This window comes from Aeromicrobium sp. CTD01-1L150 (assembly GCF_041951745.1).
GTDB lineage: Bacteria > Actinomycetota > Actinomycetes > Propionibacteriales > Nocardioidaceae > Aeromicrobium.
In genome coordinates this window covers 677,001-700,311 of record NZ_CP169555.1, presented here as the reverse complement: position 1 = coordinate 700,311, position 23,311 = coordinate 677,001, and the positions used below count along the sequence as shown (strand labels likewise).

At 69.9% G+C, this 23,311-nt stretch carries 28 protein-coding genes and 1 pseudogene; 13 read left to right on the top strand and 16 right to left on the bottom strand.

The genetic code is table 11. The features are described 5' to 3' along the window. Positions 1-77: 77 nt before the first annotated feature. The gene (locus ACEVFP_RS03415; protein ID WP_375001981.1) at positions 78-449 is read right to left on the bottom strand and encodes a hypothetical protein; all 372 of its coding nucleotides are present in this window, start codon (positions 447-449) and stop codon (positions 78-80) included. Between the two features lie 101 nt (positions 450-550). Here ACEVFP_RS03415 and ACEVFP_RS03410 point away from each other — a divergent pair, with 101 nt between their 5' ends. From ACEVFP_RS03410 to ACEVFP_RS03395, 4 genes and pseudogenes are all read left to right on the top strand, one after another. Beyond that, positions 551-1,498, top strand: a complete 948-nt coding sequence (locus ACEVFP_RS03410; protein WP_375001980.1) for an ABC transporter ATP-binding protein — start codon at positions 551-553, stop codon at positions 1,496-1,498. Further along, positions 1,495-2,319, top strand: a complete 825-nt coding sequence (locus tag ACEVFP_RS03405; RefSeq protein WP_375001978.1) for an ABC transporter permease subunit — start codon at positions 1,495-1,497, stop codon at positions 2,317-2,319. The genes ACEVFP_RS03410 and ACEVFP_RS03405 overlap by 4 nt, the downstream gene beginning before the upstream one ends. Continuing rightward, positions 2,229-2,705 (top strand): annotated as a pseudogene (locus ACEVFP_RS03400) (DUF2000 family protein); the annotation flags it as partial. The gene ACEVFP_RS03405 and the pseudogene ACEVFP_RS03400, both read left to right, overlap by 91 nt. A gap of 97 nt (positions 2,706-2,802) precedes the next feature. Then, positions 2,803-3,417, top strand: a complete 615-nt coding sequence (locus ACEVFP_RS03395) for a dihydrofolate reductase family protein (RefSeq protein ID WP_375001976.1) — start codon at positions 2,803-2,805, stop codon at positions 3,415-3,417. A gap of 38 nt (positions 3,418-3,455) precedes the next feature. Here ACEVFP_RS03395 and ACEVFP_RS03390 read toward each other — a convergent pair whose 3' ends face one another. Continuing rightward, complete coding sequence (locus ACEVFP_RS03390; protein ID WP_375001974.1) at positions 3,456-4,127, bottom strand: response regulator; 672 nt, start codon at positions 4,125-4,127, stop codon at positions 3,456-3,458. Then, the gene (locus ACEVFP_RS03385) at positions 4,124-5,404 is read right to left on the bottom strand and encodes a PspC domain-containing protein (RefSeq protein ID WP_375001972.1); all 1,281 of its coding nucleotides are present in this window, start codon (positions 5,402-5,404) and stop codon (positions 4,124-4,126) included. Before ACEVFP_RS03385 ends, ACEVFP_RS03390 begins: the two co-directional genes overlap by 4 nt. A 143-nt stretch (positions 5,405-5,547) precedes the next feature. On the opposite strand from ACEVFP_RS03385, the gene ACEVFP_RS03380 reads away from it, so the two are divergent. From ACEVFP_RS03380 to ACEVFP_RS03360, 5 genes are all read left to right on the top strand, one after another. After that, positions 5,548-6,786, top strand: coding sequence for a PspC domain-containing protein (locus tag ACEVFP_RS03380; RefSeq protein WP_375001970.1), 1,239 nt, complete (start codon positions 5,548-5,550; stop codon positions 6,784-6,786). Next, on the top strand, positions 6,783-7,160 hold the full coding sequence (locus tag ACEVFP_RS03375; protein WP_375001968.1) for a hypothetical protein: 378 nt from the start codon (positions 6,783-6,785) through the stop codon (positions 7,158-7,160). Before ACEVFP_RS03380 ends, ACEVFP_RS03375 begins: the two co-directional genes overlap by 4 nt. Beyond that, positions 7,129-7,326, top strand: coding sequence for a PspC domain-containing protein (locus ACEVFP_RS03370; RefSeq protein WP_375001966.1), 198 nt, complete (start codon positions 7,129-7,131; stop codon positions 7,324-7,326). The genes ACEVFP_RS03375 and ACEVFP_RS03370 overlap by 32 nt, the downstream gene beginning before the upstream one ends. A 9-nt stretch (positions 7,327-7,335) precedes the next feature. Continuing rightward, the gene (locus tag ACEVFP_RS03365; RefSeq protein ID WP_375001965.1) at positions 7,336-7,566 is read left to right on the top strand and encodes a PspC domain-containing protein; all 231 of its coding nucleotides are present in this window, start codon (positions 7,336-7,338) and stop codon (positions 7,564-7,566) included. A gap of 82 nt (positions 7,567-7,648) precedes the next feature. Continuing rightward, complete coding sequence (locus ACEVFP_RS03360) at positions 7,649-7,885, top strand: PspC domain-containing protein (protein ID WP_375001964.1); 237 nt, start codon at positions 7,649-7,651, stop codon at positions 7,883-7,885. Here the strand turns inward: ACEVFP_RS03360 and ACEVFP_RS03355 are convergent. After that, on the bottom strand, positions 7,818-8,840 hold the full coding sequence (locus ACEVFP_RS03355; RefSeq protein ID WP_375001963.1) for a glycerophosphodiester phosphodiesterase: 1,023 nt from the start codon (positions 8,838-8,840) through the stop codon (positions 7,818-7,820). The genes ACEVFP_RS03360 and ACEVFP_RS03355 overlap by 68 nt on opposite strands. An 84-nt stretch (positions 8,841-8,924) precedes the next feature. Between ACEVFP_RS03355 and ACEVFP_RS03350 the strand changes: the two genes are divergently transcribed. Beyond that, on the top strand, positions 8,925-10,157 hold the full coding sequence (locus ACEVFP_RS03350; RefSeq protein WP_375001962.1) for an APC family permease: 1,233 nt from the start codon (positions 8,925-8,927) through the stop codon (positions 10,155-10,157). 57 nt (positions 10,158-10,214) lie between these two features. Here the strand turns inward: ACEVFP_RS03350 and ACEVFP_RS03345 are convergent, their stop codons facing one another. Genes ACEVFP_RS03345 through ACEVFP_RS03320 form a run of 6 tightly spaced genes read right to left on the bottom strand, consistent with a single transcriptional unit; the run spans position 10,215 to position 15,756 of the window. Beyond that, positions 10,215-10,553, bottom strand: coding sequence for a cation:proton antiporter (locus tag ACEVFP_RS03345; RefSeq protein WP_375001961.1), 339 nt, complete (start codon positions 10,551-10,553; stop codon positions 10,215-10,217). Continuing rightward, positions 10,553-10,810: a monovalent cation/H+ antiporter complex subunit F gene (locus ACEVFP_RS03340; RefSeq protein ID WP_375001960.1), complete on the bottom strand. Its 258-nt coding sequence runs from the start codon at positions 10,808-10,810 to the stop codon at positions 10,553-10,555. Before ACEVFP_RS03340 ends, ACEVFP_RS03345 begins: the two co-directional genes overlap by 1 nt. Further along, positions 10,807-11,160: a Na+/H+ antiporter subunit E gene (locus ACEVFP_RS03335; RefSeq protein WP_375001959.1), complete on the bottom strand. Its 354-nt coding sequence runs from the start codon at positions 11,158-11,160 to the stop codon at positions 10,807-10,809. Before ACEVFP_RS03335 ends, ACEVFP_RS03340 begins: the two co-directional genes overlap by 4 nt. After that, positions 11,160-12,674 (bottom strand): monovalent cation/H+ antiporter subunit D family protein, encoded by a 1,515-nt coding sequence (locus tag ACEVFP_RS03330; protein ID WP_375001957.1) that lies wholly within the window; start codon positions 12,672-12,674, stop codon positions 11,160-11,162. Before ACEVFP_RS03330 ends, ACEVFP_RS03335 begins: the two co-directional genes overlap by 1 nt. Next, complete coding sequence (locus ACEVFP_RS03325) at positions 12,671-12,982, bottom strand: sodium:proton antiporter (RefSeq protein ID WP_375001956.1); 312 nt, start codon at positions 12,980-12,982, stop codon at positions 12,671-12,673. The genes ACEVFP_RS03330 and ACEVFP_RS03325 overlap by 4 nt, the downstream gene beginning before the upstream one ends. Continuing rightward, positions 12,979-15,756 (bottom strand): DUF4040 family protein, encoded by a 2,778-nt coding sequence (locus ACEVFP_RS03320; RefSeq protein WP_375001955.1) that lies wholly within the window; start codon positions 15,754-15,756, stop codon positions 12,979-12,981. Before ACEVFP_RS03320 ends, ACEVFP_RS03325 begins: the two co-directional genes overlap by 4 nt. Before the next feature lie 190 nt (positions 15,757-15,946). Here ACEVFP_RS03320 and ACEVFP_RS03315 point away from each other — a divergent pair, with 190 nt between their 5' ends. From ACEVFP_RS03315 to ACEVFP_RS03305, 3 genes are all read left to right on the top strand, one after another. Further along, positions 15,947-16,609 carry a TetR family transcriptional regulator gene (locus ACEVFP_RS03315; protein ID WP_375001954.1) on the top strand — a complete coding sequence of 221 codons (663 nt, stop codon included), beginning with the start codon at positions 15,947-15,949 and terminating at the stop codon, positions 16,607-16,609. An 82-nt stretch (positions 16,610-16,691) separates the two neighbouring features. After that, positions 16,692-17,594 carry an ATP-binding cassette domain-containing protein gene (locus tag ACEVFP_RS03310; protein WP_375001952.1) on the top strand — a complete coding sequence of 301 codons (903 nt, stop codon included), beginning with the start codon at positions 16,692-16,694 and terminating at the stop codon, positions 17,592-17,594. Then, positions 17,591-19,192: an ABC transporter permease gene (locus ACEVFP_RS03305; RefSeq protein WP_375001951.1), complete on the top strand. Its 1,602-nt coding sequence runs from the start codon at positions 17,591-17,593 to the stop codon at positions 19,190-19,192. The genes ACEVFP_RS03310 and ACEVFP_RS03305 overlap by 4 nt, the downstream gene beginning before the upstream one ends. A gap of 87 nt (positions 19,193-19,279) precedes the next feature. Here ACEVFP_RS03305 and ACEVFP_RS03300 read toward each other — a convergent pair whose 3' ends face one another. From ACEVFP_RS03300 to lysS, 6 genes are all read right to left on the bottom strand, one after another. Continuing rightward, positions 19,280-19,948, bottom strand: a complete 669-nt coding sequence (locus ACEVFP_RS03300) for a DUF2461 domain-containing protein (RefSeq protein WP_375001949.1) — start codon at positions 19,946-19,948, stop codon at positions 19,280-19,282. Next, complete coding sequence (locus ACEVFP_RS03295; protein WP_375001948.1) at positions 19,945-20,292, bottom strand: TfoX/Sxy family protein; 348 nt, start codon at positions 20,290-20,292, stop codon at positions 19,945-19,947. The genes ACEVFP_RS03300 and ACEVFP_RS03295 overlap by 4 nt, the downstream gene beginning before the upstream one ends. A 14-nt stretch (positions 20,293-20,306) precedes the next feature. Continuing rightward, complete coding sequence (locus ACEVFP_RS03290) at positions 20,307-20,666, bottom strand: nuclear transport factor 2 family protein (RefSeq protein WP_375001947.1); 360 nt, start codon at positions 20,664-20,666, stop codon at positions 20,307-20,309. Positions 20,667-20,709: 43 nt separating this feature from the next. Then, on the bottom strand, positions 20,710-21,144 hold the full coding sequence (locus ACEVFP_RS03285; protein WP_375001946.1) for an SRPBCC domain-containing protein: 435 nt from the start codon (positions 21,142-21,144) through the stop codon (positions 20,710-20,712). Next, positions 21,137-21,472, bottom strand: a complete 336-nt coding sequence (locus ACEVFP_RS03280; RefSeq protein ID WP_375001945.1) for an ArsR/SmtB family transcription factor — start codon at positions 21,470-21,472, stop codon at positions 21,137-21,139. Before ACEVFP_RS03280 ends, ACEVFP_RS03285 begins: the two co-directional genes overlap by 8 nt. Before the next feature lie 229 nt (positions 21,473-21,701). Next, positions 21,702-23,204, bottom strand: a complete 1,503-nt coding sequence (gene lysS / locus ACEVFP_RS03275; RefSeq protein WP_375001943.1) for a lysine--tRNA ligase — start codon at positions 23,202-23,204, stop codon at positions 21,702-21,704. Between the last annotated feature and the right edge of the window lie 107 nt (positions 23,205-23,311).

Sequence of the window (23,311 nt, the reverse complement as noted above, 5' to 3'; positions counted from 1 at the left end):
CACTCGCTGGCGCTCGCTCATCACCCGAGGCTAAAGCAGTTTCCTTGCGGACGGGTGAACGTGCAGGGCGGGCTCGGTCAGTCCGCCGGCGGCCGGGCCCGCCATGCGGCCACCGCGCTGACGGCGCACAGCGGCGACCACACACGCTCAGCGGGTGAACGGCTGATCCCGTTCATCACCGTGCCGACGGCCATGGCACCGCACAGGCCGGTGAGGGCACGACGACGCACCCGGGGACGGCGCGTCTCGCGCACCAGCAGCCCGGCACCCACGCCGAACGCCACGGCGGCGCCGGCGCTGGTGCGCCGCAGCCCAGCCGGCAGGGGTCCTTCCCGCTGTCCTCCGTAGGCGAGGCGCCCCCACGGAGCACCGGCGGCCAGTGCGGTCTGGAACGCTCCGAAGACGGTCAACGCCCCGGCGGTCACGAGGGTGGCACGGTCACGCTGCATGGCCAGAGTCTACGACCCCTACGTCGTCTCAGGGCAGGTTCAGGGGCAGCACCAGCGTCGTCCCCGATGTGGCGTGGAGCTCCGCACGCGAGGCTGACGCCATGATCTCCATCGAGTCCCTCAGCAAGACGTACGGACGGTTCACCGCCGTCGATGACGTCTCCTTCACCGCAGAACCGGGCCGGGTGACGGGCTTCCTGGGCCCCAACGGCGCCGGCAAGTCCACGACCATGCGCGTCCTCACCGGCCTGACCCCGGCCACGTCCGGGTCCGCCACCGTGGCCGGACGACACTTCTCCGACCTTCCCAACCCCGGCCTGGAGGTGGGGGTCCTGCTGGATGCCTCCGCCCAGCACGCCGGCCGCACGGGCCGCGAGGTCCTCGGGGTGGCGGCTCAGACGATGGGACTGCCCGACACCCGCGTCGATGAGATGCTCGACCTCGTCGGGCTGACGGTCGCGGAGTCCGAGCGGCGGGTGCGGCAGTACTCGCTCGGGATGCGCCAGCGCCTCGGCCTGGCCGCCTCGCTGCTGGGGCACCCCGACGTGCTGATCCTGGACGAGCCCGCCAACGGCCTCGACCCGGCCGGCATCCGCTGGATGCGTGACCTGCTGCGCTCCTACGCCGACGACGGCGCCACCGTGCTGCTGTCGTCGCACCTGCTGCACGAGATCGAGGTGGTGGCCGATGACCTGGTGGTCATCGGCCATGGCCGCATCGTCGCGCGCGGCACCAAGGCCGAGCTGCTCGCGTCGGCGGGCACCGTCGTGCGCAGCAGCGATCCCGAGGCACTGGGCGGGGCCCTGTCGGCCGCCGGGCTGGAGCACACCCGCACCGACGACACCTTCCGCGTCGATGCCGACCCCGACCTGGTGGGCCGGGTGACGCTCGCAGCCTCCATCCACCTCACCGAGCTGCGGACCGCCGACGGTGCGGGGCTGGAGGAGATGTTCCTCGAGCTCACCGCCGCGACGCAGCGCGAGTCAGCCCAGACCACTGACCCGCCCGCCGGCCAGCACGCCAGCCACTCCGAAGGAGCAGCAGCATGACCACCCTGACCACCACCGCCCCGCCGACACCGTCGGCGCCTCCCGGGCGCGCGTCGCGACCCGTACCCCAACCGATCCCGTTCCGCCGTGTCGTGGCCGTCGAGCTGCGCAAGAACTTCGACACCCGGGCAGGCTTCTGGCTCCTCGCGAGCATCGGCATCCTGGCCGTCCTCGCCACCACCGCCGTCGTGGTGTGGGCACCGGAGGAGGCGCTGGAGTACGGCACGTTCGGGGGTGCCATCGGCATCCCGATGGCGGTGCTCCTGCCCATCGTGGCGATCCTGTCCGTGACGAGCGAGTGGAGCCAACGCACGGGGCTCGGCACGTTCACCCTCGTCCCCCGGCGAGGGCGCACGATCGCTGCCAAGGCCGTGGGGGCGCTGCTCATCGCGGTCGTCTCGATGGTGGTCGCCCTGTCCGTCGGAGCACTCGGGGCGCTCATCGGCCCCATGCTGCGTGGCACCGACCCGGTCTGGGACATCACGATCAGCCAGATCTCGAGTCTTGTGCTGGCTCAGGTGCTGGGCATGACCATCGGATTCATGCTCGGTGTCCTGCTGCGCAGCTCGGCCGCCGCCATCGTGGCGTACTTCGTGTACTGGGGGCTGATCCCCACCTTGAGCGGTCTGCTGTACTCCACCCAGGAGTGGTACCAGGACGTCGTCACCTGGGTCGACTTCGGGTGGAACCAGAACATGCTCTACGAGCGGCTTCCCGAGGATGCCACCCAGTGGGCCCACCTCGGCGTCACCGGTCTGGTCTGGCTGGCGCTGCCACTGGCTTTCGGGCTGTGGCGGATCCGCCGCGCCGAGATCAGCTAGGAGACACCGTCGGACCCGCCCTCGACCTCGGGGGCGGGTCCGACGCTGCGTTCAGCGCTCGGTTCGGCGTCGGTCGGCCACATCGACGGCGTCGAGGCGCTCCAGCACCGTCGACAGCACGCCGGACCGACGCAGCTCCAGGTAGTCGGCGAGTCGCCGCGAGCACCAGCAGGGCGGCGGATGTCCTGGCCAAGGGCGTCGTGGGGCATCGCAAGGCGGTTGGTCGCGGGTACTCGCTGGCCGTCGACGCCCGGGAGATGTTCTCGACCGGGAACGACGACGACAACCGCGCGGTCGTCGCGACCATGGATCGCGACGACCGCGATCTCGTCGGTATCGCCGTGCGCGGCGCCAGGAACGGCTTCGACAAGATGACCACGGGTCTGTCGATGCACCCGTACGCGCGGAATCCCGGGCCGACGACCCTTGCGGCACGAGCGGGCTCCTCACTAGCATGCCGAGGACCCAGGTGGAGGAGCCGCAGTGAAGCTCACGACCGTCACCCACGTCTCCGTCGACGGGGTCATGCAGGGACTCGGTGGTCCGCTCGAGGACCCTCGGGACGGGTTCGACCGCGGCGGGTGGGCACTGCCGCTGTTCGACGACGAGGCCGAGGCGCTCGTCAACCGGATGTATCAACGTGCCGACGCCTTCCTGTTCGGACGGCGGACCTATGAGATCTTCGCCGGGTCGTGGGGGTCCGGCTCCTGGGGGACGGCCCAAGGCGACAACCCGATCTCGGTCGCGCTGAACACCCGACCCAAGTACGTGGTCTCGGCGACGCTCGGCGAGGCCACGTGGACGGGCACGACGGTGCTCGCGGGCGACGACACGACGGCCGTCGGCGATCTGTTGGCCACGCAGGCCGGCGAGCTGCAGGTGCACGGCAGCGGTGCGTTGGTCCGCTGGCTCCTCGCGCACCGCCTCATCGACGAGATGGTCCTGCTGACCTACCCGGTGGTGGTCGGCCAGGGCACACGGCTCTTCCCCGCCACCGGACCAGACTCCGCGCTCGAGCTCCTGGAGCACCACGCCACCCCCGGCGGCGTGACGGTCCAGGTCTATCGACCCGCCGGGCACCCACAGTACGCCGAGTGACCTTCACGCCAGCGGGCCGCAGGGTCGGGCGTGTGGGCTCAGATCAGCCGGCGGTCACTGGCCCACTTGGTGAGCTCGTGACGGCTGGAGAGCTGCAGCTTGCGCAGGACGCTGGAGACGTGGGTCTCGACGGTCTTGACGGAGATGAACAGCTCCTTGGCCACCTCCTTGTACGCGTAGCCACGGGCGATGAGCCGCATCACCTCGCGCTCACGCTCGGTGAGGCGATCCAGGTCCTCATCGACCTGCGCCACCTCGATCGTCCCCGCGAACGCGTCGAGCACGAACCCCGCGAGGCGGGGGCTGAACACGGCATCGCCACCGGCCACCCGGCCCAGGGCATCGATGAGTTCCGGTCCGGAGATGCTCTTGGTGACATAGCCGCGCGCGCCGGCCCGGATGATGCCGATGACGTCCTCGGCGGCATCGCTCACCGACAACGCCAGGAACGTCGTGGCCGGTCCGTCGTGGGCGATCCGACGCATCACCTCGGCGCCACCACCGCCGGGCATGTGGACGTCGAGCAGGACGACGTCAGGTGTCGTCTCACTGATCACCGCGACCGCCGTCTCGACGTCCTCGGCCTCCCCTGCGACCCGGACGCCAGCGCCACGTTCCAGCTCGGCGCGTACGCCGGTACGGAACATGGCGTGGTCGTCGACGATCACCACGGACAGACGGGGGTCCTCCCTCGCACCGGGATCAGTCATCGTGGGGCCTCCTGTGGTCGATGGTCGTGGGTGGCAGCCTGCCGCACCGGCATGGACAACCGCACCTCGGTGCCGTCACCGGGCTCGCTCAGCACCGTGGCATCTCCGCCGTGTCGCTCCACCCGCTCGACGATCGAACCACGCACGCCCATGCGGTCGTCGGCGATCGTCGCGGGGTCGAAACCGACGCCGCGGTCGCGGACGAACACCTCGGCCCGCCCGCCCCGGCTCGTGGCCGCCCCCGGCCCGGCGCTCCCGCCGGTGGCCTCCGCGTAGACGTCGATGCGGTCGACTCCGGCGTGCTTGGCGGCATTGACCATGGCCTCACGCGCCGCCCTGACGAGGGCGACGAGATCGTCGTCGAGCGCGACGTCACCGACGAGGACGAGCTCCACCGGAACCCGGTGCGCCTGCTCCACCTCGTCGGCGGCGGACCGCAGGGCCGCGGCGAGGGAGTCGCCGTGGTCGGCCTCGTCGCCGTACAGCCAGGCCCGCAGCTCACGTTCCTGGCGACGGGCGAGGGTGGCGACGGTGGCAGGATCGGCTGAGTTCTTCTGCAGCAGGGCCAGCGTCTGCAGGACCGAGTCGTGCAGGTGGGCCGCGACGTCGGCACGCTCCTGCGAACGGATCCGCTCACGACGCTCCGTCCCGAGGTCGGTGACGAGGGAGATGATCCAGGGCCCGAGGATGAGCAGCAACCCGATGATCGCGATGCCGAGGGCCGCCCCGAGGTCGCGCAGGGCACCGAAGCCTCGCTCCATGGTCAGCAGGTACAGACCCGCCGTGCCGACCAGCACGACCCCGCCGACGACCCGGGCGGCGAAGGCCCACCCACGGGTCTCCCGCAGCCAGGAGCCCCAGGTGGCGTCGTCGATCTGACGCCACACGAGAGCGACCCCGACCACGGCGATGAGGAGCGGGAACAGGATGTTGCCCGATGGCCCCAGACCGGTCACGGCCAGCAGGACCAGGACGCCGACCCCGAGCGCGAGCATCGCCACCGTCTGCACGATCTCCACCACACCGGGACGGCCACCCGGGCGTGCGCCTCGACGCGTCGCGGCGTCCAGCCCGGGCCCTTGCTCGGGGGTGCGCAGGGGCAACAGCCGCCACAGGGCGAGGTAGGCCAGGACGCCCGCTCCGTTGATCCACGTCGCCACGACGAACGCCACCCGCACCCACAGCACGGGCACACCCAGGTGCTCGGCGAGCCCGGTGGCGACACCGCCGACGAGGCGGTGCTCGGCCGGACGGTACGCACGTCGGATCTCGCTCACTCCGTGATCGTCACACGCGCGCACGAGCGTGCGCCACCGAGAGGACCCCTGATTCATGCAGGAGCCGACCCTCCAAGAGTCCCGGGGGAGGTTCAGGGTCGTTCCCGATGGTCCCACCGCGGTTCGACGACGAGGATGGAGCCATGAACACCACCGATCCGGGTCCCGCCGCAGGCACCGACCCGCATGGCGCGCACGAGCCGCGTCGCGCCCGCACCGTCGCCGAGATGCGTCGCTCGAGCGACGACCGGCTCATCGCAGGCGTCTGCAGCGGCGCCGGCCGCCACCTCGGCATCGACCCCATCATCATCCGCGTCGTCCTTGCGGTCCTGTGCCTGGCCGGACTGGCCGGCCTCATCATCTATCTCGCGGCCTGGCTGCTGATCCCTGCCGACGACGCACCCCGCAGCATCGTCGCTGACTGGTTCGACCTCGGCGCCTCGGAGCGGCAGGTCCGCAACACCGGCCTGCTGATCGCCGGGATCGTCGCCTTGATGGCCGTCGTCGGTGACACCGGGCTGGGCTTCCTCTACTGGCCCGTGATCGTCGTCGCCGTCTGGGTCGGGATCCCGCTCGCCGCCGCCTACTGGTTCTTCGTGGTCCGCCCCCGCAGGGCGAGGACCACAGCACCCCCCGCACCCGGGACGGCCACCATGTCGGCAGAACCTGGCGCTGCGCAGGGCACGGCATGGACCACGCCGTCGGAGGAGACCGCCGACGGCGCGGCCGCCGGGCCGGTCCCGCCGGCCGACCACCGACCCCCAGCACCGCCCCCTGCGCCACCGCCTCCGCGCCAGCGTCGTCCGTTCTCCTGGGCCCTCACCGTGCTGACGTTCTCGGTGATCGCGATCTCGCTCGCCGCGGTCTACCTGGCCGGCGCCGACCTGCGCTGGACGGCCTACATCGTGATCGCTCTCGGCATCACGGCCGCGGCACTGGTGCTCGGGACCGTGGTGGGCAACGCCGGCCCGCTGATCCCCGTCGGAGTGCTGCTCGTCGCCGCGCTGGCCGTGGGTGTCCTCGTTCCGTCCCTGCGAGCCGGGGACGTCCGGTTCGAGCCGGCGACGGTCGCCGAGGTCGAGTCGGACTACACGGTCGGCATGGGTCGACTGACCCTCGACCTCACCCGGGTCGACGACCCCTCCCAGCTGGAGGGCCGCACGATCACCCTCAAGCACGGTCTCGGCGAGACGATGGTCATCATCCCAGACGGCCTCGAGGTCGCTCTCAACGCCGACGTGCTCGCCGGTGGTGTCGACTTCCTCGACACCATCCACAACGGCACCGGCATCGACGTCAAGGAACGCTCCGTACCCGATGGGCCTGTCCTCACCCTCGACGCCGACCAGTCCATGGGCCAGGTCACGGTGATGCGACGATGAACCGCCATCCGTTCCGCTGGGGCAGCGCCGTCTTCGGCCTCGCCTTCGCCGCCGTCGCCGCGGGCTGGACCGCCCTGGAGCTCGACGTCCTCGACGTCGACACCGCGGGGGTAGCCGCCGCTGCGACGCTCATCGTCCTCGGGGTGCTCGGGATCATCGGCACCATCGTGGTGTCCCGACGCCCACAGCAGCCCGCCGTCCCGGTGACGTCCTCGCCGTCCGACCAGGAGGGTGAGATGCTCGAACCAGACCTCAATGACGCCGACCACGCGGGGCGCGACGAGGGACTCGACGACACTGGACACGCTGACCTCGGGCACGACGACACTGGGGAGGTTCCCGATGAGCACGACGAAGCTCCGCCGCAGCGCTGAGCAGCGCTGGATCGGCGGCGTCTGCGGCGGCATCGCCGAGTACACCGGGGCCGACGTCACCGTCGTCCGCCTGATCATCGTGGCAGCCACGCTGCTCGGTCTCGGATCCCTCATCCTGTTCTACCTGGTGGCGTGGATCTTCATCCCCGACGCCCGATCCTCCTGAGGAGCCCCTATGTCCAAGAAGCTTGCCCGCAGCACCGATGACGCTTGGATCGCCGGCGTCTGCGGTGGCATCGCCGCCTACACCGGATCCAACCCGAACCTGATCCGGCTCCTGGCCGCCGTCCTGACCATCCTGGGCTTCGGCTCGGTGGTCATCGTCTACGTGCTGCTGTGGGTGCTGATGCCCAAGCAGCAACCACCCGGCGTGCAGACCATCACCCACCAGCCGCCGGCCGCGTGAGCGAGCGCCAGCGCATGAACCATCAGGCAACCCAGGCCATCGCGTCCTACCGTGCTGTTCCTGAGCACACGAAGGCATGACGATGGCTGACAAGAGGCTCGTCCGCAGCACGGAGCACCGGTGGATCGGCGGCGTCTGCGGCGGCGTGGCCGAGTACACCGGCCTGGACGTCACGCTCATCCGTCTCGTCGTGGTGATCGGCGCGTTCCTCGCCGCCACGACGCTGCTGATCTACCTGTTCGCCTGGGTGGTCATGCCCGAGGGCCCGCCGGCCGCTCCGCCAGCCAGCGGTCCCGCGCCCGCACCGCCGTCCGGCTGAAGTCGGAGAAGACGCCGTCCACCCCGGCATCGAAGTACGCCAGGTACTCCGACTCTGCGTCACCGTGGACGGCCTTCTCCCGGCCGATGCGGTGGTCCGCCGGCAGGAAGTTGTTCTCGTTGCGCAGCGTCCAGACGTGTACGAACAGGCCCGCCGTGTGGGCGTCGTCCACCAGCGCGGTGGACTCGGTGAGCCGGTGCCCGCCGTCCCGCCCGATCACCTGCGTCTTGTGCGGACCGATGCCGTCGGCGTACTCCGCGATGGCGGCCAGCTCCTGCGGTGCCTCCAGGTCCGAGTAGGTGCGCGGGTCACCCGCCGCCACCAGGTCCCACGGGGCCCCGGTCCGGTCCATCAGCTGCACGAGCGGCAGCGGCGTGCGGGGACGCAGCTCCCTGAGGTTCCTCGTCTCAGCGGACTGCACGATGACGGGGACGTCGGCGTCCGCCCGGTTGAGGCCGAAGCGTTCGAGGGCGTCGAGCACCCGGTCGTCCAGGTCGAGCCCCCGCTCACGGAAGTACGTGGGGTGCTTGGTCTCGACGTACACGCCCACCGTGCGCCCTGCTGCCCGGGCGATCGTCAGCACCTCGTCGAACGTGAGGATCGGCTCGACGTCGTTGAGGAGGGTGTTGTGCTCACGCAGCAGTGGCAGGCGCTCGCGGCAGCGCAGTGACTTCAGCTCCGAGAGGGTGAAGTCCTCGGTGAACCAGCCGGAGAACGCCACGCCGTCGATGACCTTGGTGGTGCGTCGATCGGCGAACTCCGCACGTGTCCCGACGTCGGTGGTGTGGCCGATCTCGTTCTCGTGGCGCACCACGAGCACACCGTCGCGGGTGACCACCACGTCAGGCTCGATGTGGTCGGCCCCCTGCTCGATCGCCAGCTCGTAGGACGGCCGGGTGTGCTCCAGGCGCTGCCCCGGGACTCCCCGGTGGGCAATGACGAGCGGTCGGCTCATCCGATCAGTCAACCAGCCACCGACGCAGCCCGGCCGCTACGATGAGGCGTGTCCGTCGTCTGACCTACATCCCGGGACGTCACGATGAGCCAGTCCGGCCCCCTACGACGGGTCGTGCGGACGCCTGATGCCGTCCTCGTCGGACTGACGGCCATGATCGGGGCCGGGATGTTCGCGGTCTTCGCCCCCGCAGCAGCCGCAGCGGGCTCGGCGATGCTGGTCGGCCTGCTCCTGGCGGGCGGCGTGGCCTTCTGCAACGCCACCGCGTCGGCGCAGCTGGCCATGAGCCACCCGTCCTCCGGTGGCACCTACACGTTCGCGCGAGAGGTGATGGGGCCGTGGTGGGGGTTCACCGCCGGGTGGGCGTTCAGCATCGGGAAGACGGCCTCGTGCGCGGCCATGGCCATGACGTTCGCCGCGTACGTCCTGCCCGGAGCATCGCAGGTCTGGCAGCGTGGCGTGGCGGCCGGGGCCATCGTCGCGCTCACCATCGCCTGCTCCGTCGGCGTGGTGCGGACGGTACGGCTGTCGCACATCCTGCTCGCGGTGGTGCTGGCCTGCCTCACCGTCGCCCTGCTGGCCGGTGTCACCTCCGGTCAGGCAGCCAGCACACCGCTGGCCGCGGACCTGCGCCCGTCGAGCGTCCTGCAGGCCGCCGGACTGCTGTTCTTCGCCTTTGCCGGATACGCGAGGATCGCCACGCTGGCCGAGGAGGTGGAGCGACCCGAGCAGCTCGGACGCGCCATCTTGGTGAGCCTGGCCTGTGCCCTGGCCCTGTACGCGGCACTGGCGGTGCTCGTGACCTGGCTCCTCGGCGACCGTCTGCCCGAGCACCCCGACCCCGTCGCGGCAGCCATCGAGGTCTCCGGCGCCAGCTGGGCGGTGCCGCTCGTGCGGGTTGCGGCCGTCGCCGCATGCCTGGGAGCCCTGCTGGCCCTGTTGGCGGGCGTCGGCCGCACCGTCATGGCGATGGCACGCGAGCGCGACCTCCCCGGGCCCCTGGCTCACGTGCATCCCCGCCACCGTGTGCCCGTGCGCGCCCAGCTGGTGATCGGCGGGCTCGTGCTGGTCGTCACGGCGGTCATGGACGTGCGCGAGGCGATCGGCTTCAGCTCCTTCTGCGTGCTGCTGTACTACGCGGTGACCAACCTCTCGGCCATGTTCCAGCCGCGTGAAGCACGTCAGTGGCCCCGTGCCGTGCATGCGGTGGGCCTGGCAGGCTGCGTCGTGCTGGCGGTCAACCTGCCGCCCGTCTCGGTGGCGGTCGGCGCCGGCCTCGTCGCGATGGGGCTCCTGGTGCGCCTCGCGCGCCGCTGACCGGACGTCACTACCCGGACAGGACATCGGCCGGCTCGACGGGCGGCCGGACCACCGCTACTCCTCGTCGTCGTGCAGCACGTCCAGTGCGACGGTGTCGGTGCCATGCTCAAAGGTGTGCCCGGACAGCACGGCCGAACGGGCGATCGCCATGCCCCCGATCGCCGAGGTGGCGAGCTGGAGCAGGATCGCGAACACCGCCTTGACCACCGTGGGGAGCGAGGGATCCAGCAGCACGACGCCGGTCACCACGAGTGAGACGCCGACGCCGGCGGCCGTGGCGACGGCCGAGGTCCGGGTGTACGGGTCGAACAGGGTGATCAGGCCGATCGCGGCCACGACGAACACCAGCGCGCCGATGACCACCAGCACCTGACCAAGCACGTCCAGAACCATCATCGCCACCCCCGGGTCAGGGCCCGCGCGAGCGAGACCGCGGCCAGGAACGCCACGAGGGTCGCGACGAGCACGAGGTCGAGCGTCGCGGTGCTCTGCGCCCGCACCCCGACCAGGGCGATCAGCGCGACCACCGAGAAGGAGAGAAGATCGGCCGCCACGGCTCGGTCAGCCGGGGTGGGACCGACGACGATGCGCCACACCGCGAGCAGGACGGCGAGGGTGATGCCGACGATGGCGACGTCCACCCCGATCACGGTCGCTCACCCACGGCAAGGGCGCGCAGCATCCTGTCCTCCATGTCGTGCAGGTCCTCCAGAGCCTCGTCGGTGTTCGCGTGGTACATCGAGTGGACCAGAAGGACCCGCCGGTCACCGATGCCCCGGGTCCCGAGAGTCAGTGTTCCCGGCGTCAGCGTGATGAGCGCGGCGATGAGCGTCAGCTCGGCGTCGGTCCGCGACCTCGCATCCAGGCACACCACGCGCGGGGTGGTCATCGACCCGGGAGTCACGATGTCGAGCAGCACCCGGCCACTGGAGTGGATCACCTCCATGGCGAACCACACCGCGAACATCGGCAGGCGCCACAGCACCGTCATCCTGCTCATCACGCACCACCGCCCAGCACGGCGTCCACGTAGCCGGACGTGTCGAGCAGGCCCTCGGCCGCCACCTGGGTGAGGGAGAGCAGACCCTCCGCGCCGAGTCCCAGACACAGGGTGACCAGGGCCAGCACGAGGCCCGGAGCGGTCAGCGCGAGACCGACCCGCGGGACGACGGCCGTCCCCTGACCCGCACCGGTCGACGACGACCCGCCGTCGGGCTCCGGGGAGGCGAACACCGCGTCCCAGATCTTCAGCATCGACAGCAACGTCAGGAGGCTGACGATGATCGCGACGGTCGCCACCACGACGTGTCCGGCCTCGAAGGAAGCCAGGATGATGCTCAGCTTGGCCACGAACCCGGAGAACGGCGGCAGACCGGCGAGCGAGAGGGCCGACATCGCGAACGCCGCCGCCAGCAGGGGCTCGCGGCGGCCGACGGCCGCGACGGCGTCGAGCCGCGCGGAGCCGTGGCGTACCTCCACGGCTCCGGCGGACAGGAACAGCGAGGCCTTCACGATCATGTGGTGCAGCAGGTAGAACAGTCCCGCCGCGAGCCCGGCGGCGGTGAAGATCGCCACGCCGAGCAGGATGTACCCGATCTGGCTGACCATGTGGAACGCCAGGATGGAGCGGGTCGTCTGCTCCCCCACCGCACCGAGGACCCCCACCACCATCGTCACGGTGAAGACCACCAGGCCGATCCAGAGCCACCGCGTGTCCCCGTCGAAGACGACGGCGTAGATCCGGTAGATGGCGTAGATAGCGACCTTGGTGTGCAGCCCGGAGAACAGTGCTGTGACCGCGGGCGAGGTGGACGGGTAGGCGCGGGCGAGCCACCCGTAGGCCGGGAACGTGGCGGCCTTCATCGACAGCGCCACCAGGCACGTGCCGGCCGCAACCGCCACACCGGCGGAGTCCCGGGCCGCGCCCGCCAGCTCAGCGATGTTGACGGTGCCGGCGATGCCGTACACGAGTCCGACGCCGGCGAGGAAGACGGTGGACACGAGCAGGTTGAAGGTGACGTAGAGCCGGGACCCCCGCACGGACTGCTCGCTCCCTCGACGACGTGCCGCGAGGATCAGCAGTCCGTAGGACGGCAGCAGCATGACCTCGATGAACACGAAGAGGTTGAAGAGGTCGGCCGTCAGCAGGGCGCCGTTGACGCCCGCGACCAGCACCAGCACGAAGGGGGCGAACAGGTGGACCCGGCCGGTCCCGGCGACCACCGCGAACCAGCTGCACACCAACGCCAGGAGTCCGGTCACCACCAGCATCAGCGACGAGAGCTGGTCGGCCACGAAGGGGATGGCGATCCCCGCCGGCCAGGCACCCACGGAGTGGCCCATGGTCGAGCCGTCGCGGGTCTGGGCGACCAGGCCGATGGAGACCGCCCACACGGCCAGCAACGTCACAAACATCACCGGCAACGTCCAGCGGGCCTCCCGGCGCGCCATCGCGGTCAGTCCGGCCAGGCCCAGCGGCACACCCACGAGCAGGGGAAGGACGGCATCGGTCATGATGTCTCCTCATCGGTCTGCGATTCTCCGCCGGCGACCGAGAGCACCAACATGTAGACGGTGATGGAGAAGGCGATGACGATCGCCGTCAGGACGAAGGCCTGCGGCAGCGCGTCCGCGACGGTGGCCGGGTCCAGGCTGCTGCCCAGGGGCTCGGCCCGCCGGTCGGTGCCTCCGGCGGCGAACAGCAGCAGGTTCGCCGCGTGGCTCAGCACCACGAACCCCAGCACGACTCGCAGGAAGGTGCCGTCGAGCATCAGGTAGAGAGCACCGGCGGTCAGCACGCCGATGGTGAGGGCGAGGATCATCGGCCGACCTCCTGCCCCGACGGGACCAAGGGGGTGTCCGTCTCGTCGGCGGGATCGCCCGTGGAGTCCTCGTCCGGGCTGGAGCCCCCGCCTAGGAGGGACACGGCAGCGAGGATGACCCCGAAGACGGCCAGGTAGACGCCGAGATCGAAGATCAGGGCGCTGGAGAGCTTGTACCCCAGCAGGTCCAGACCGATCGGTCTGAGGTAGGAGCCGTCCACGAGACCGACGAGGCCCACGACGGCGGAGAGCAGCACACCGGAGCCGGCGATGGCCAGGAACGGCAGCCGACGATGCGTCCAGCGGTCCGAGGACGCAGCGAGGTAGAGCATGCACACCGCTGCCGCGCCGATGAGCGCCGAGATGAACCCACCCCCCGGTGCGTCGTGGCCGCGCCACAGGGCGTACAGGGATCCTCCCGCCATGAGCGGTACGACGACCCGTGAGAGCGTCTGCATGAACACGGCGTTCTGCCCGGGGTCGTCCAGGGCCGTGTGCACGACGTGCGGTTCACCGCCACCGACCATGCCGCGGGCCGACAGCAGGGCCGCCATGGCCAGCCCGGCCACGGCCAGCACGACCAGCTCACCGAACGTGTCCAGTGCACGGAAGTCCACCAGGATCGTGTTCACCACGTTGGTGCCCCCGGTCTCCTTCTCGGCCTCGCGCAGGTAGTACTCCCCCGCCGCGGAGATCTCGCGATGGCCGGTGAGCGCCAGTGTCGCGAGGGTCGCCGTGACCCCGGCGACCACGGCGGTCACGCCCGAGGCCCACCGGTGCCGTGACGATCGTGCACGGAAGGTCCGCGGCAGGTGACGCAGCACCATGACGATGATGACGACGGTGAGGATCTCCACGAGCAGCTGCGTCAGGGCGACGTCGGCGGCGCCGAGGGCGTAGAACCACAGAGCGACCGCGAGTCCGACGATTCCGAGCGCGATCACGGCGCCGATCCGGGTACGGGAGGCGATCACCGCGGCCGTCCCGACCACGACGAGCAGCAGGAGGATGGCGTCGACCGGGTGCGAGCCGGGGACCGTGAGGTCGTCGGGACCCACCAAGCCGATGCTGGCGAGACCGACCCCGGCCACGAGGACGATCGGGACGGCGAGGTGGAATGCCGGTGAGTCCGTACGCGTCAGGTCGCCCACGCGGCGTCCGCCGTCGATGGCCGCCTGCTGCAGCCACGAGACGGCAGCAACTCCCGAGCCGGGGAACAACGGCCGCCCCAGGACGCCGTCCACCCGGCGTCGGGCCAGCACGAGCACGCCACCCAGCGTCAGGACCACGACCGAGAGCATCAGAGCGACGTTGACCCCGTGCCACAGGTGGAGGTGGGCCACGTCGTCCACGGGGATGCTGCCTGCTGCAGCGGCAGCCGGACGGACCAGGCCGTCGAGGGCGGCCACGCCGGGGCCGAGCATCCCTCCGACCACGGCCGCCGACGCCACCGCGAGCACCATCGAGACCGATCCGCGCAGCGGTGCGATCCTCATCGGCGCGCCGGGCAGGGTGTGCACGATGAGCCGCGCGCTGTAGGCCACGGTGAACACCGACGCCAAGGCCAGCCCGAGTGCCGCGGGCCAGAACCTCTCCAGAGCCGAGTCGAGCACCAGCTCCTTGCTGGCGAAGCCGAGCAACGGAGGGACCCCGGCCATACTCAGCGCGGCCAGCACCAGCATGGCCGACGTCCACGGCATGGCCCTGGCCAGTCCGTGGAGCTCCCTGATGTCGCGCGTCCCTGCCCGTCGCTCCACCAGGCCGACGTACATGAATCCCGATGCCTTGAACAGGGCGTGCGCCACGACGTGCAGGCAGGCCGCCAGCAGCGCGGCCTCGGTACCGACGCCGATCGTGGCCACGAGCAGCCCGAGCTGGCTGACGGTCGAGTAGGCCAGCAGCTCCTTGATGTCGGTGCGCTGCAGGGCGAAGACCGCACCCATGATCGCCGTCACGATGCCGATCGTCATGAGCAGGACCGGCCAGATGGGAGCGTGCGAGGCCGCTTCGGCGAACCTGAGCAGCAGGTAGATCCCGGCCTTCACCATCGCTGCCGCGTGCAGGTAGGCGCTGACGGGGGCGGGAGCCACCATGGCATCGGGGAGCCACGCGTGGAAGGGGAACTGCGCGGACTTGGTGAATGCCGCGAGAGCCACGAGCACCGCCGTCGCCGTGGCGAACTTCGGGTCGTCGGTCCAGGCGTCGTCTGCCAGGGCCACGGACAGCTGGGTGGTGCCGGTGTGAACGACGATCAGGCCCACGGCCGCGAGCAGGCACAGACCACCCGCGACGGTCACCAGCAGGGTGCGGGTGGCCGGCGGACCCGCGGTCGGTCCGGACCTCAGGATGAGCAGGTACGAGCACAGGGTCGTGAGCTCCCACGCCACGAACATGACGACGAGGTCGTCAGCCAGGACGAGCACCAGCATGGATGCGGCGAACAGCACCATGAGGGTGTAGAAGCTCGTGGGTCGCGGCTGGGTGACGTAGGCCGCGCTGTAGAGCATGACGAGCGCGCCGACTCCGAGGACCAGCACCCCGAAGAGCAGACCCAGTCCGTCGAGCTGCAGTCGGAACACCACGTCCAGGGAAGGGATCCAGGAGGCCTGGTCCTGCCGGCCGGGAGCCTCGGCCCACAGGACGACCAGCCAACCCGTGCACGCAGCCAGCACCGCCGCGAGGATCCACCCTGACCGTGTGCCGGCCGCGCGGGTGATCACCGGAGTGACGGCGACGAGCGCTGCGGTGGTGACAACGAGAAGAATGAGGTTCATCGGGGCTCGACGTGGCGGGGGATGACTCTCATGCACATTCCGTGGGTCGACGACGTGATGCCGACCAGACTTCCCGGCTCACCAGGGACACACGGTACCGGTGAGGCACCAACGCCCCACCACGACCCCGGACGGACCGACGGGGCCAGCCCCCTTGCCGGAGACTATACGTGCGTATAGTGTGATGTCCGTGCACACGGTCCAGGATGGCGATCCCACAGCGGCCTCGCGTATTCGCGAGACTGCGATCGACCTGTTCGGGCGGGACGGGTTCGACGTCGGACTGCGCACCATCGCCGATGAGGCAGGGGTCTCGCTGGGCCTGATCCGTCACCATTTCGGAGCAAAGCACCAGCTCCGGGCCGCATGCGACGAGCACGTGCTCCAGCTCATAGACAACCTCCAGGCCGAGCGGGTCGAGGTGGCCGAGCCCGGCAAGCACCTGCTCGAGCAGCTGGCCGGTCTCGATGAGCTCGCGCCGCTCGTGCAGTACATGGTCCGGGCACTCACCGCTGGAGGCCCGACGGCTCGGGCGTTCCTCGATCGGATCGTCGCCAGCACCGAGACCCACCTGGACCACGGAGTGGAGACCGGAACGATCAAGCCCAGCGTCGATGCCCGAGCGCGCGCCCGCTACCTGGCGGTCACAGGCCTCGGAGGCATGCTGCTGGACTACGCACTCTCCGACGAGGACGACGCGGTGACGGCGTGGCGCGCCTACACCGAACGGGTGACACTTCCCACCCTCGAGCTCTACACGCAGGGCCTCCTGACCGATCGGGAGATGCTCGACACCTACCTGCTGTACCTGAAGGACCCGCCCGGCGGCGACCCTGACGTCCCCGGCCCCTGACCACACCACGGCTCTCATCGGAGTCCCCTCGCTCACGGAGCGCGACGCCGCTCCTCACTGCCACCCGAAAGGGTTGTTCACCATGCCTGCTGTCATCGAAGTCTCCGCCCTGACCAAGAAGTTCGGCGCCTTCACCGCACTCGACGCGCTGGACCTCGAGGTCCAGCCCGGCGAGGTCGCCGCGTTCCTCGGCCCGAACGGCGCCGGGAAGTCCACCACCATCCGCGTCCTGCTCGGACTGCTCCGGGCCGACGGAGGCACCACCCGGGTGCTCGGCGCCGATCCCTGGCACGACGCGGTCGCCCTGCACGAGCGACTCGCCTACGTTCCCGGTGACGTCACGCTGTGGCCCAACCTGACCGGAGGCCAGGCCATCGACGTCCTCAACCGGCTTCGCCGCAACGTCAACCTGACCCGGCGCGACGAGCTGATCGAGCGCTTCGAGCTGGACCCGAGCAAGAAGGGCCGCACCTACTCCAAGGGGAACCGCCAGAAGGTCGCCCTCATCTCGGCGCTCGCCGCCGACGTCGAGCTGTTCATCCTCGACGAGCCAACCTCAGGGCTCGACCCGCTCATGGAGGCGGTGTTCCAGGACTGCATCGCCGAGATGAAGGGCGAGGGTCGCACGGTGCTGCTCTCCAGCCACATCCTCGCCGAGGTGGAGAAGCTGTGCGACACCGTCACCATCATCCGGTCCGGGGTCGCGGTCCAGTCGGGACGGCTCGATGACCTGCGGCACCTCACCCGCAGCTCTGTCACAGCACGCACGGCTCTGGACGCATCCGGCATCGCCGAGCGCGCTGGGGTCCACGACTTCGTCCAGCACGACGGCGTCGTCGAGTTCGCGCTCGACGGCGAGCACGCCAGCGAGGTCATGAAGGCCCTGGCGGCACTGGAGATCGAGACCCTGGTGAGCAATCCGCCCTCTCTGGAGGAGCTGTTCATGCGCCACTACGGAGACACCGGCGAGGAGGTCTCACCATGAGCACGTCGACAGGAGCCGGCGCGCTGCTGCGCCTGGCCGCGCGCCGCGACCGCATCAAGCTGCCGGTGTGGATCGGCTCGATCGCCGGCCTCGCGTGGTACTTCACGGCCGCCCTCCAGATCGCCTATCCCTCGAGGTCGGACCTGCAGACCGTGGTGTCCTTCCTCGACGGTCCTGCCGGGACCATCATGAGCGGTCCCGGATACGGCATGGACGACCCGAGCTACCCCAGCACCTTCGCAGCCGTCTACGGCCTGTACATCCTGCTCGGCGCGGCGTTCATGAACGTGCTCCTGGTCATCCGGCACACCCGGGCCGAGGAGGAGTCCGGGCGCACCGAGCTGGTCCGCGCCGCGGTCGCCGGCCGGCACAGTGCGCTCGCCTCGGTCGGGATCCTCGCCCTCGTGGCGAACCTGGCCCTCGGCGCGCTGACCGCCCTGGCGCTGTCCACCCAGTTCCCGGCGGGCGGATCATGGCTGTTCGGAGCGAGCGTGGCGGCAGTGGGCCTCGCGTTCGCCGGCATCACGGCCGTCGCGGTCCAGGTGACCGAGCATGCGCGAACAGCAGCGGGCCTGGCGTCAGCACTGATCGGCCTGGCAATGATCCTGCGCGGTGTCGGTGACGTCCTGCAGGACCAGGGAAGTGTCGTGTCCTGGCTGTCGCCCTTCGCGTGGGCCCAGCAGACACGGGTCTTCGTCGAGCCGCGCGCTTGGCCCCTCCTGCTCTGCGTGGGCGTGGCCATTGCCGGGGTCGTCGCGGGGACGGTCCTGCAGTCTCGTCGCGACGTCGGGGCAGGTCTGGTCGCGGCCCGGCGTGGCCCGAGCGAGGCCGGGCCGCGACTGTCGAGCGCCTGGGCCCTGGCACTGCGCCTCGAGCGCGGCGCCATCGTCGGCTGGGCCTGCGCCCTGCTGGTCGCCGGGCTGCTCTACGGCTCGCTCGCCGATGCGGTGCAGTCCTCCTTCGACGACCTGCCGGACGACATCGTCGCGGTGATGGGTGGAGACGCACACCAGCTGCTGGACGGCTTCATGTCCGTCATGGTGTTCTTCAACGTCAGCCTGGCGGGCGCCTACGCCATCGCCGCGGTCCATCGCCTGACCAGCGAGGAACTGGCCGGGCGCACCGAAGCCGTGCTGTCGACGGCGACCGGCCGTGCAACCTGGATGGGCGCCGGACTGGCCGCAGCAGCGATCGGGGCGACGGCGGTGGTGCTCGCCTCAGCGCTGGGTATCAGCGCTGCGGCGGCGCTGACGATCGGTGACGCAGGGACGTTCACCGACCTCTTCACCGCACACCTGGCCTACCTTCCGGCGCTCGGGGTCGTCATCGGTCTGGCCGCACTCGGGTTCGGCATCCGGCCACGTCTGGCGAACGCCGCCTGGGTCGTGCTGGTCTTCGCGATGTTCATCGGGTACCTGGGGCCCTTGTTCGACCCGCCCCGAGCCATCCTGTGGCTGTCGCCGTTCGAGCACGTGGCGCGCCTGCCCCTGGACGACCTCGCGCTGTGGCCGCTCGTCGGTCTGGCCCTGGTCGCCGCCGGGCTCATCGGGACGGGGCTTGCCGTGTTCACGCGGCGTGATCTGACGACGAGCTCCTAGTGTCCTGCGCCCCATCACGACGGGCGAGCCGTCATGGCTGCACGCCGTCCGGGGTGCCCCTCCCCGGGGGCGCGGGAGCGCCGGCCATCATGTGTGGCCGGAGCGTCCCATACCAATGTGGGTCTCAAGCCAGGTCCTGAGTGGTGCCGCCCCCTGCCAGACGCCCCGGATCGCGTTCCCTGCTTCAGGTGTGCACATCCAGTCGGCTGTCGTCCATTCCTGAACGATGGCGACACCCTTCCACCTCAGGCACTGGATGCGTGGATGATCCATCGAGTAGCCGCGCGGCGCCGTCTTGAGCGGCTCCTCAGCTCCGTGGGATACCGGGAGGGAGCTCGCGGCGAGGGTGTCCATCAGTTGCTCGAACTCGGTGCCGCTCACTTCGTCATCGATGGCGACGCGGAAACGGCGCAGCTGGTCGGGGGCCATGAGCATCGCCCCGTACCCGGTGACAATGCCGTGGGCGGAGACCTCCAGGTAGTAGCCGATGCCGCCGACCGCCTGGGATTCACTGGTTGCGCCAGTCCAGAGCTTGTAGGGCGACTTGTCCTTGGAGAATCGCACGTCGCGGTTCGGTCGGAACATCCGCAACGGCCCGAACTCGTCGGAGAGCTGCCCGACCAGCGAGCCCATGGGGGCGCGCACGTCGCGCTCCCACCGTTGCTTGTTGGCCTGCCAGAACGTCTTCGAGTTGTCCGACCTGAGATCTGCGAAGAACTCGAACAGACCCGGCGGGAAGCCTGGGAAAGTGTTCACGGGTGGCCGCCAGTCACTGCGCGGTTGTACTCCATCGCGATCCCGAGCCAGGAGGACAGCTGCTCATCGTCACTGATCGCCTCGGGTTCGACCTCGATCCAACCCGGCCCCATGTCACGACCCGGCCCCATCTCCGCCTGCACCGCTCCCGGCCCGCCAAGGAGCTCGCCGTGCCGGTCGGCATCGACGCGCACCAGCAGGCCACCGTCTTTCAGGGCGCTGACGATCATCTTCTCGTTGACCATGACTGATCTGCCACCGAACATCGATACCTCACGCACCACCGGTTCGTCAGCGAGGAGCGCACGGAGACGTTCGATGAGCGCAGCCTGCCCGGGAGTCATCGCGCCATCCCGCCTCAGCCCTGCTCGGGCGGACCGTAGGAGAGCCGGTCGAAGATCAGCACACTCTCTGCGATCTTCCCGTCCCTGACGGTGAAGAGCTCGGCGGCCGGGGTTGTGGAGGTCGCGCTGGTCTGGGGGTAGTAGAACAGCGCGATGCGATTCCCGTCGGTGAACTCGGCGATGTCGCCGATGCCGGTGAGCATGGGAGCGAATCCGCCGATGAACTCTTGATAGGCGTCCTTGCCGGTGAGATCGACACCGGGGGCGCGGCACGTGACGTCGTCCGCGACATGGCTCATCGCGGTTCCGATGTCACCGCCCGTCCAGGCGTGGTGGTACTTCTTCACGATGTCGTAGGCGTTGTCCTGTGCCATGAGGTTCTCCTGTGTTCGCGCCACGGGTGGCGGTTGTGCTCGTTCAGTCTGGGAGTGGCTGCCAGCCGTCCGGCCCGGCATCACCACCTGCCCCGACGACGGCCAGGCGGGGCAGGAAGTTCGCCCACCCATCGGCGTGACCACGCACTTCGGTGTCGGGCAGATCACGATGGCAGAGATCGACTCGGGTGCCGCTACTGGTCGGAGTGAGTCGGAACTCGACCGTCGAGGCGCCCGCGGGCAGATGGGCGCTCCTCGCGAAGCCCCAGGAGACCACCACGCGATTCGGGCGGTCGACATGGAGATACTCGCCCCGCACGGGATGACCTGCGATGTCGACCGCGAACCTGCCGCCGGGTGTCGGATCGAGGTCGGCATGCTGCCCCATCCACGCCGTCATACCCTCGTTGGTGATCAGATACTCGAACACCGTCTCAGGCGATGCGTCGATGCTGATCGAGTCTCGGAACTCAGCCACGATCCTGAGCCCCCTGCGACTCGATCGCGGTTTTCAGGTCGGCAAGTTTTCCTGGCCAGAAGTCGTCGAGGTATGACCGCACTGCTGCGATGCCATCGGTGTCGACCGCGAACAGATGGCGCGTGCCCTCGCGAGCGCCGACAGCGAGGCCCGCCTTGCGGAGCACCCCGAGATGGTGCGAGGTCGTCTGCTGCGACAACCCGACCTCTTCGGCGATCGCTCCCACCGGTTGCGGTGCCGAGCGGATCACCCGCAGGATCGCACGCCGGTTCGCGTCTGCAAGCGCGCGCAGCGCCAGATCGAGGTCTGCTGCAGTCTCAGCACTCATCGCGAGCCTCCTCGGTCGGTTACCCTGACCGTAGCACAAGTATTCATTTGTACTTACGGAGATGAGTGGAGTTGTGGTCTCGGGAGGCTCGTCATCGGCGGAATGACGTGCCTGGGTTCGATTGGGCGGTGCTGTCGACGGAGGCGACCGTCCATCCGTCGCTGATGCGGAGGATCTCGGCCCACGAGCCGGGGTAGGAGCGACCACGAGCGGGCGGGCGGGCGGGCGTCTACTCCTTGCGGGAGATCGGGAAGAGGATCGTCTCGCGGATGCCGGTGCCCTGCAGCAGCATGACGAGCCGGTCGACGCCGACTCCCATCCCACCGGCCGGCGGCATCCCGAACTCCAGTGCGCGCAGGAAGTCCTCGTCGACGTCCATCGCCTCGGGGTCGCCGGCCGCGGCGAGGCGCGCCTGGTCCTGGAGCCGCTCGCGCTGGATGACGGGGTCGTTGAGCTCGGAGTACGCCGGCGCCAGCTCGACGCCGTTGATGATGAGGTCCCACGCCTCCACCAGGCCAGGCGTGGTGCGGTGCTTCTTGGCGAGCGGGCGCACCGCCTCGGGGTAGTCGCACACGAACGTCGGCTGGATGAGCGTGTGCTCGACGAGCTTCTCGAAGAGCTCCAGGACGACCTCGCCCTCGCCCCAGTGCTCACGCAGGGGGACGTCGTGCTTGCCGGCCAGCGCGACGAGCTCGGCCAACGGCGTCTCGACGGTGATGGTGCGGCGGACCGCCTCGGACACCAGCTCGTGCACCGTCGCGCGGCGCCACGGCCGCTCGAGGTCGATGTCGGACCCGTCGCGGCCTCTCACGACCGTCTTGCCGACGGCGCGGGCCGCCTGCAGGACCAGCTCGCGGACCAGCTCGGCCATCGTGTCGTAGGAGCCGTAGGCCTCGTAGACCTCGAGCATCATGAACTCGGGGTTGTGGGTGTTGTCGACGCCCTCGTTGCGGAAGGTCTTGCCGATCTCATAGACCCGGTCGATGCCGCCCACGAGCGCCCGCTTGAGGTGCAGCTCGAGCGCGATCCGCAGCAGGGCGTCCTCGTCGAAGGCGTTGACGTGCGTCGCGAACGGGCGGGCCGCCGCACCTCCGTTGGTGTGTTGCAGGACGGGCGTCTCGACCTCGACGTAGTCGCGCTCGTCCAGGGTGCGCCGCATCGACTGCAGCACCTTGGCCTTGACGCGGACGTTCTCACGAGCCTCAGGGCGCACGATGAGGTCGACGTACCGCATCCGCGCGCGCGCCTCGTCCGAGAGCGGCGTGTGCTCGTTGGGCAGGGGACGCAGGGTCTTGGCGGCCAGCTGCCACGAGGACGCCAGGACGCTCAGCTCGCCGCGCCGTGAGGTGATGACCTCTCCGGTGACCGCCACGTGGTCACCGATGTCGACCTGGTGCTTGAAGTCGTCCAGGCGGTCGGGCCCGACGCCGTCGAGCGAAATCATGGCCTGCAGCGAGGTGCCCTCGCCGTCGCGCAGCGAGACGAAGATGAGCTTGCCCTGGCCGCGGCGGAAGATGACGCGCCCGGCCACCGACACGACATCGCCGCTGTGGTGGTCCGGCCCCAGCGCCTCGGCGTCATAGGCGTCGACGACCGCCCGCAACGTGTGGGTGCGATCAACGACCACCGGGTAGGGGTCGCCGCCGGCGCCGATGATCTGCTCGCGCTTCTCGCGCCGGATCCGCAGCTGCTCGGGCAGGTCGTCGGGAGGGCTCTGGTCTGAGTCGGTCACGGAAATCGAGTCTAGGTGGTGTGTCGGACGTCAGCGCCAGCGTGTCACCGGGCCGGTCGTCGCGGGACCGTCGTCGAACGTCCGGCGAAGCGCCTTCTCCATTTCGA

What these genes read in the sequence shown, in the direction of transcription:
- ACEVFP_RS03415 (WP_375001981.1), bottom strand. Translation starts at nt 449, where the DNA reads ATGCAGCGTGACCGTGCCACCCTCGTGACCGCCGGGGCGTTGACCGTC.
- ACEVFP_RS03410 (WP_375001980.1), top strand. Translation starts at nt 551, where the DNA reads ATGATCTCCATCGAGTCCCTCAGCAAGACGTACGGACGGTTCACCGCC.
- ACEVFP_RS03405 (WP_375001978.1), top strand. Translation starts at nt 1,495, where the DNA reads ATGACCACCCTGACCACCACCGCCCCGCCGACACCGTCGGCGCCTCCC.
- ACEVFP_RS03390 (WP_375001974.1), bottom strand. Translation starts at nt 4,127, where the DNA reads ATGACTGATCCCGGTGCGAGGGAGGACCCCCGTCTGTCCGTGGTGATC.
- ACEVFP_RS03380 (WP_375001970.1), top strand. Translation starts at nt 5,548, where the DNA reads ATGAACACCACCGATCCGGGTCCCGCCGCAGGCACCGACCCGCATGGC.
- ACEVFP_RS03375 (WP_375001968.1), top strand. Translation starts at nt 6,783, where the DNA reads ATGAACCGCCATCCGTTCCGCTGGGGCAGCGCCGTCTTCGGCCTCGCC.
- ACEVFP_RS03370 (WP_375001966.1), top strand. Translation starts at nt 7,129, where the DNA reads ATGAGCACGACGAAGCTCCGCCGCAGCGCTGAGCAGCGCTGGATCGGC.
- ACEVFP_RS03365 (WP_375001965.1), top strand. Translation starts at nt 7,336, where the DNA reads ATGTCCAAGAAGCTTGCCCGCAGCACCGATGACGCTTGGATCGCCGGC.
- ACEVFP_RS03360 (WP_375001964.1), top strand. Translation starts at nt 7,649, where the DNA reads ATGGCTGACAAGAGGCTCGTCCGCAGCACGGAGCACCGGTGGATCGGC.
- ACEVFP_RS03355 (WP_375001963.1), bottom strand. Translation starts at nt 8,840, where the DNA reads ATGAGCCGACCGCTCGTCATTGCCCACCGGGGAGTCCCGGGGCAGCGC.
- ACEVFP_RS03350 (WP_375001962.1), top strand. Translation starts at nt 8,925, where the DNA reads ATGAGCCAGTCCGGCCCCCTACGACGGGTCGTGCGGACGCCTGATGCC.
- ACEVFP_RS03345 (WP_375001961.1), bottom strand. Translation starts at nt 10,553, where the DNA reads ATGGTTCTGGACGTGCTTGGTCAGGTGCTGGTGGTCATCGGCGCGCTG.
- ACEVFP_RS03335 (WP_375001959.1), bottom strand. Translation starts at nt 11,160, where the DNA reads ATGAGCAGGATGACGGTGCTGTGGCGCCTGCCGATGTTCGCGGTGTGG.
- ACEVFP_RS03330 (WP_375001957.1), bottom strand. Translation starts at nt 12,674, where the DNA reads ATGACCGATGCCGTCCTTCCCCTGCTCGTGGGTGTGCCGCTGGGCCTG.
- ACEVFP_RS03325 (WP_375001956.1), bottom strand. Translation starts at nt 12,982, where the DNA reads ATGATCCTCGCCCTCACCATCGGCGTGCTGACCGCCGGTGCTCTCTAC.
- ACEVFP_RS03320 (WP_375001955.1), bottom strand. Translation starts at nt 15,756, where the DNA reads ATGAACCTCATTCTTCTCGTTGTCACCACCGCAGCGCTCGTCGCCGTC.
- ACEVFP_RS03310 (WP_375001952.1), top strand. Translation starts at nt 16,692, where the DNA reads ATGCCTGCTGTCATCGAAGTCTCCGCCCTGACCAAGAAGTTCGGCGCC.
- ACEVFP_RS03305 (WP_375001951.1), top strand. Translation starts at nt 17,591, where the DNA reads ATGAGCACGTCGACAGGAGCCGGCGCGCTGCTGCGCCTGGCCGCGCGC.
- ACEVFP_RS03295 (WP_375001948.1), bottom strand. Translation starts at nt 20,292, where the DNA reads ATGACTCCCGGGCAGGCTGCGCTCATCGAACGTCTCCGTGCGCTCCTC.
- ACEVFP_RS03290 (WP_375001947.1), bottom strand. Translation starts at nt 20,666, where the DNA reads ATGGCACAGGACAACGCCTACGACATCGTGAAGAAGTACCACCACGCC.
- ACEVFP_RS03280 (WP_375001945.1), bottom strand. Translation starts at nt 21,472, where the DNA reads ATGAGTGCTGAGACTGCAGCAGACCTCGATCTGGCGCTGCGCGCGCTT.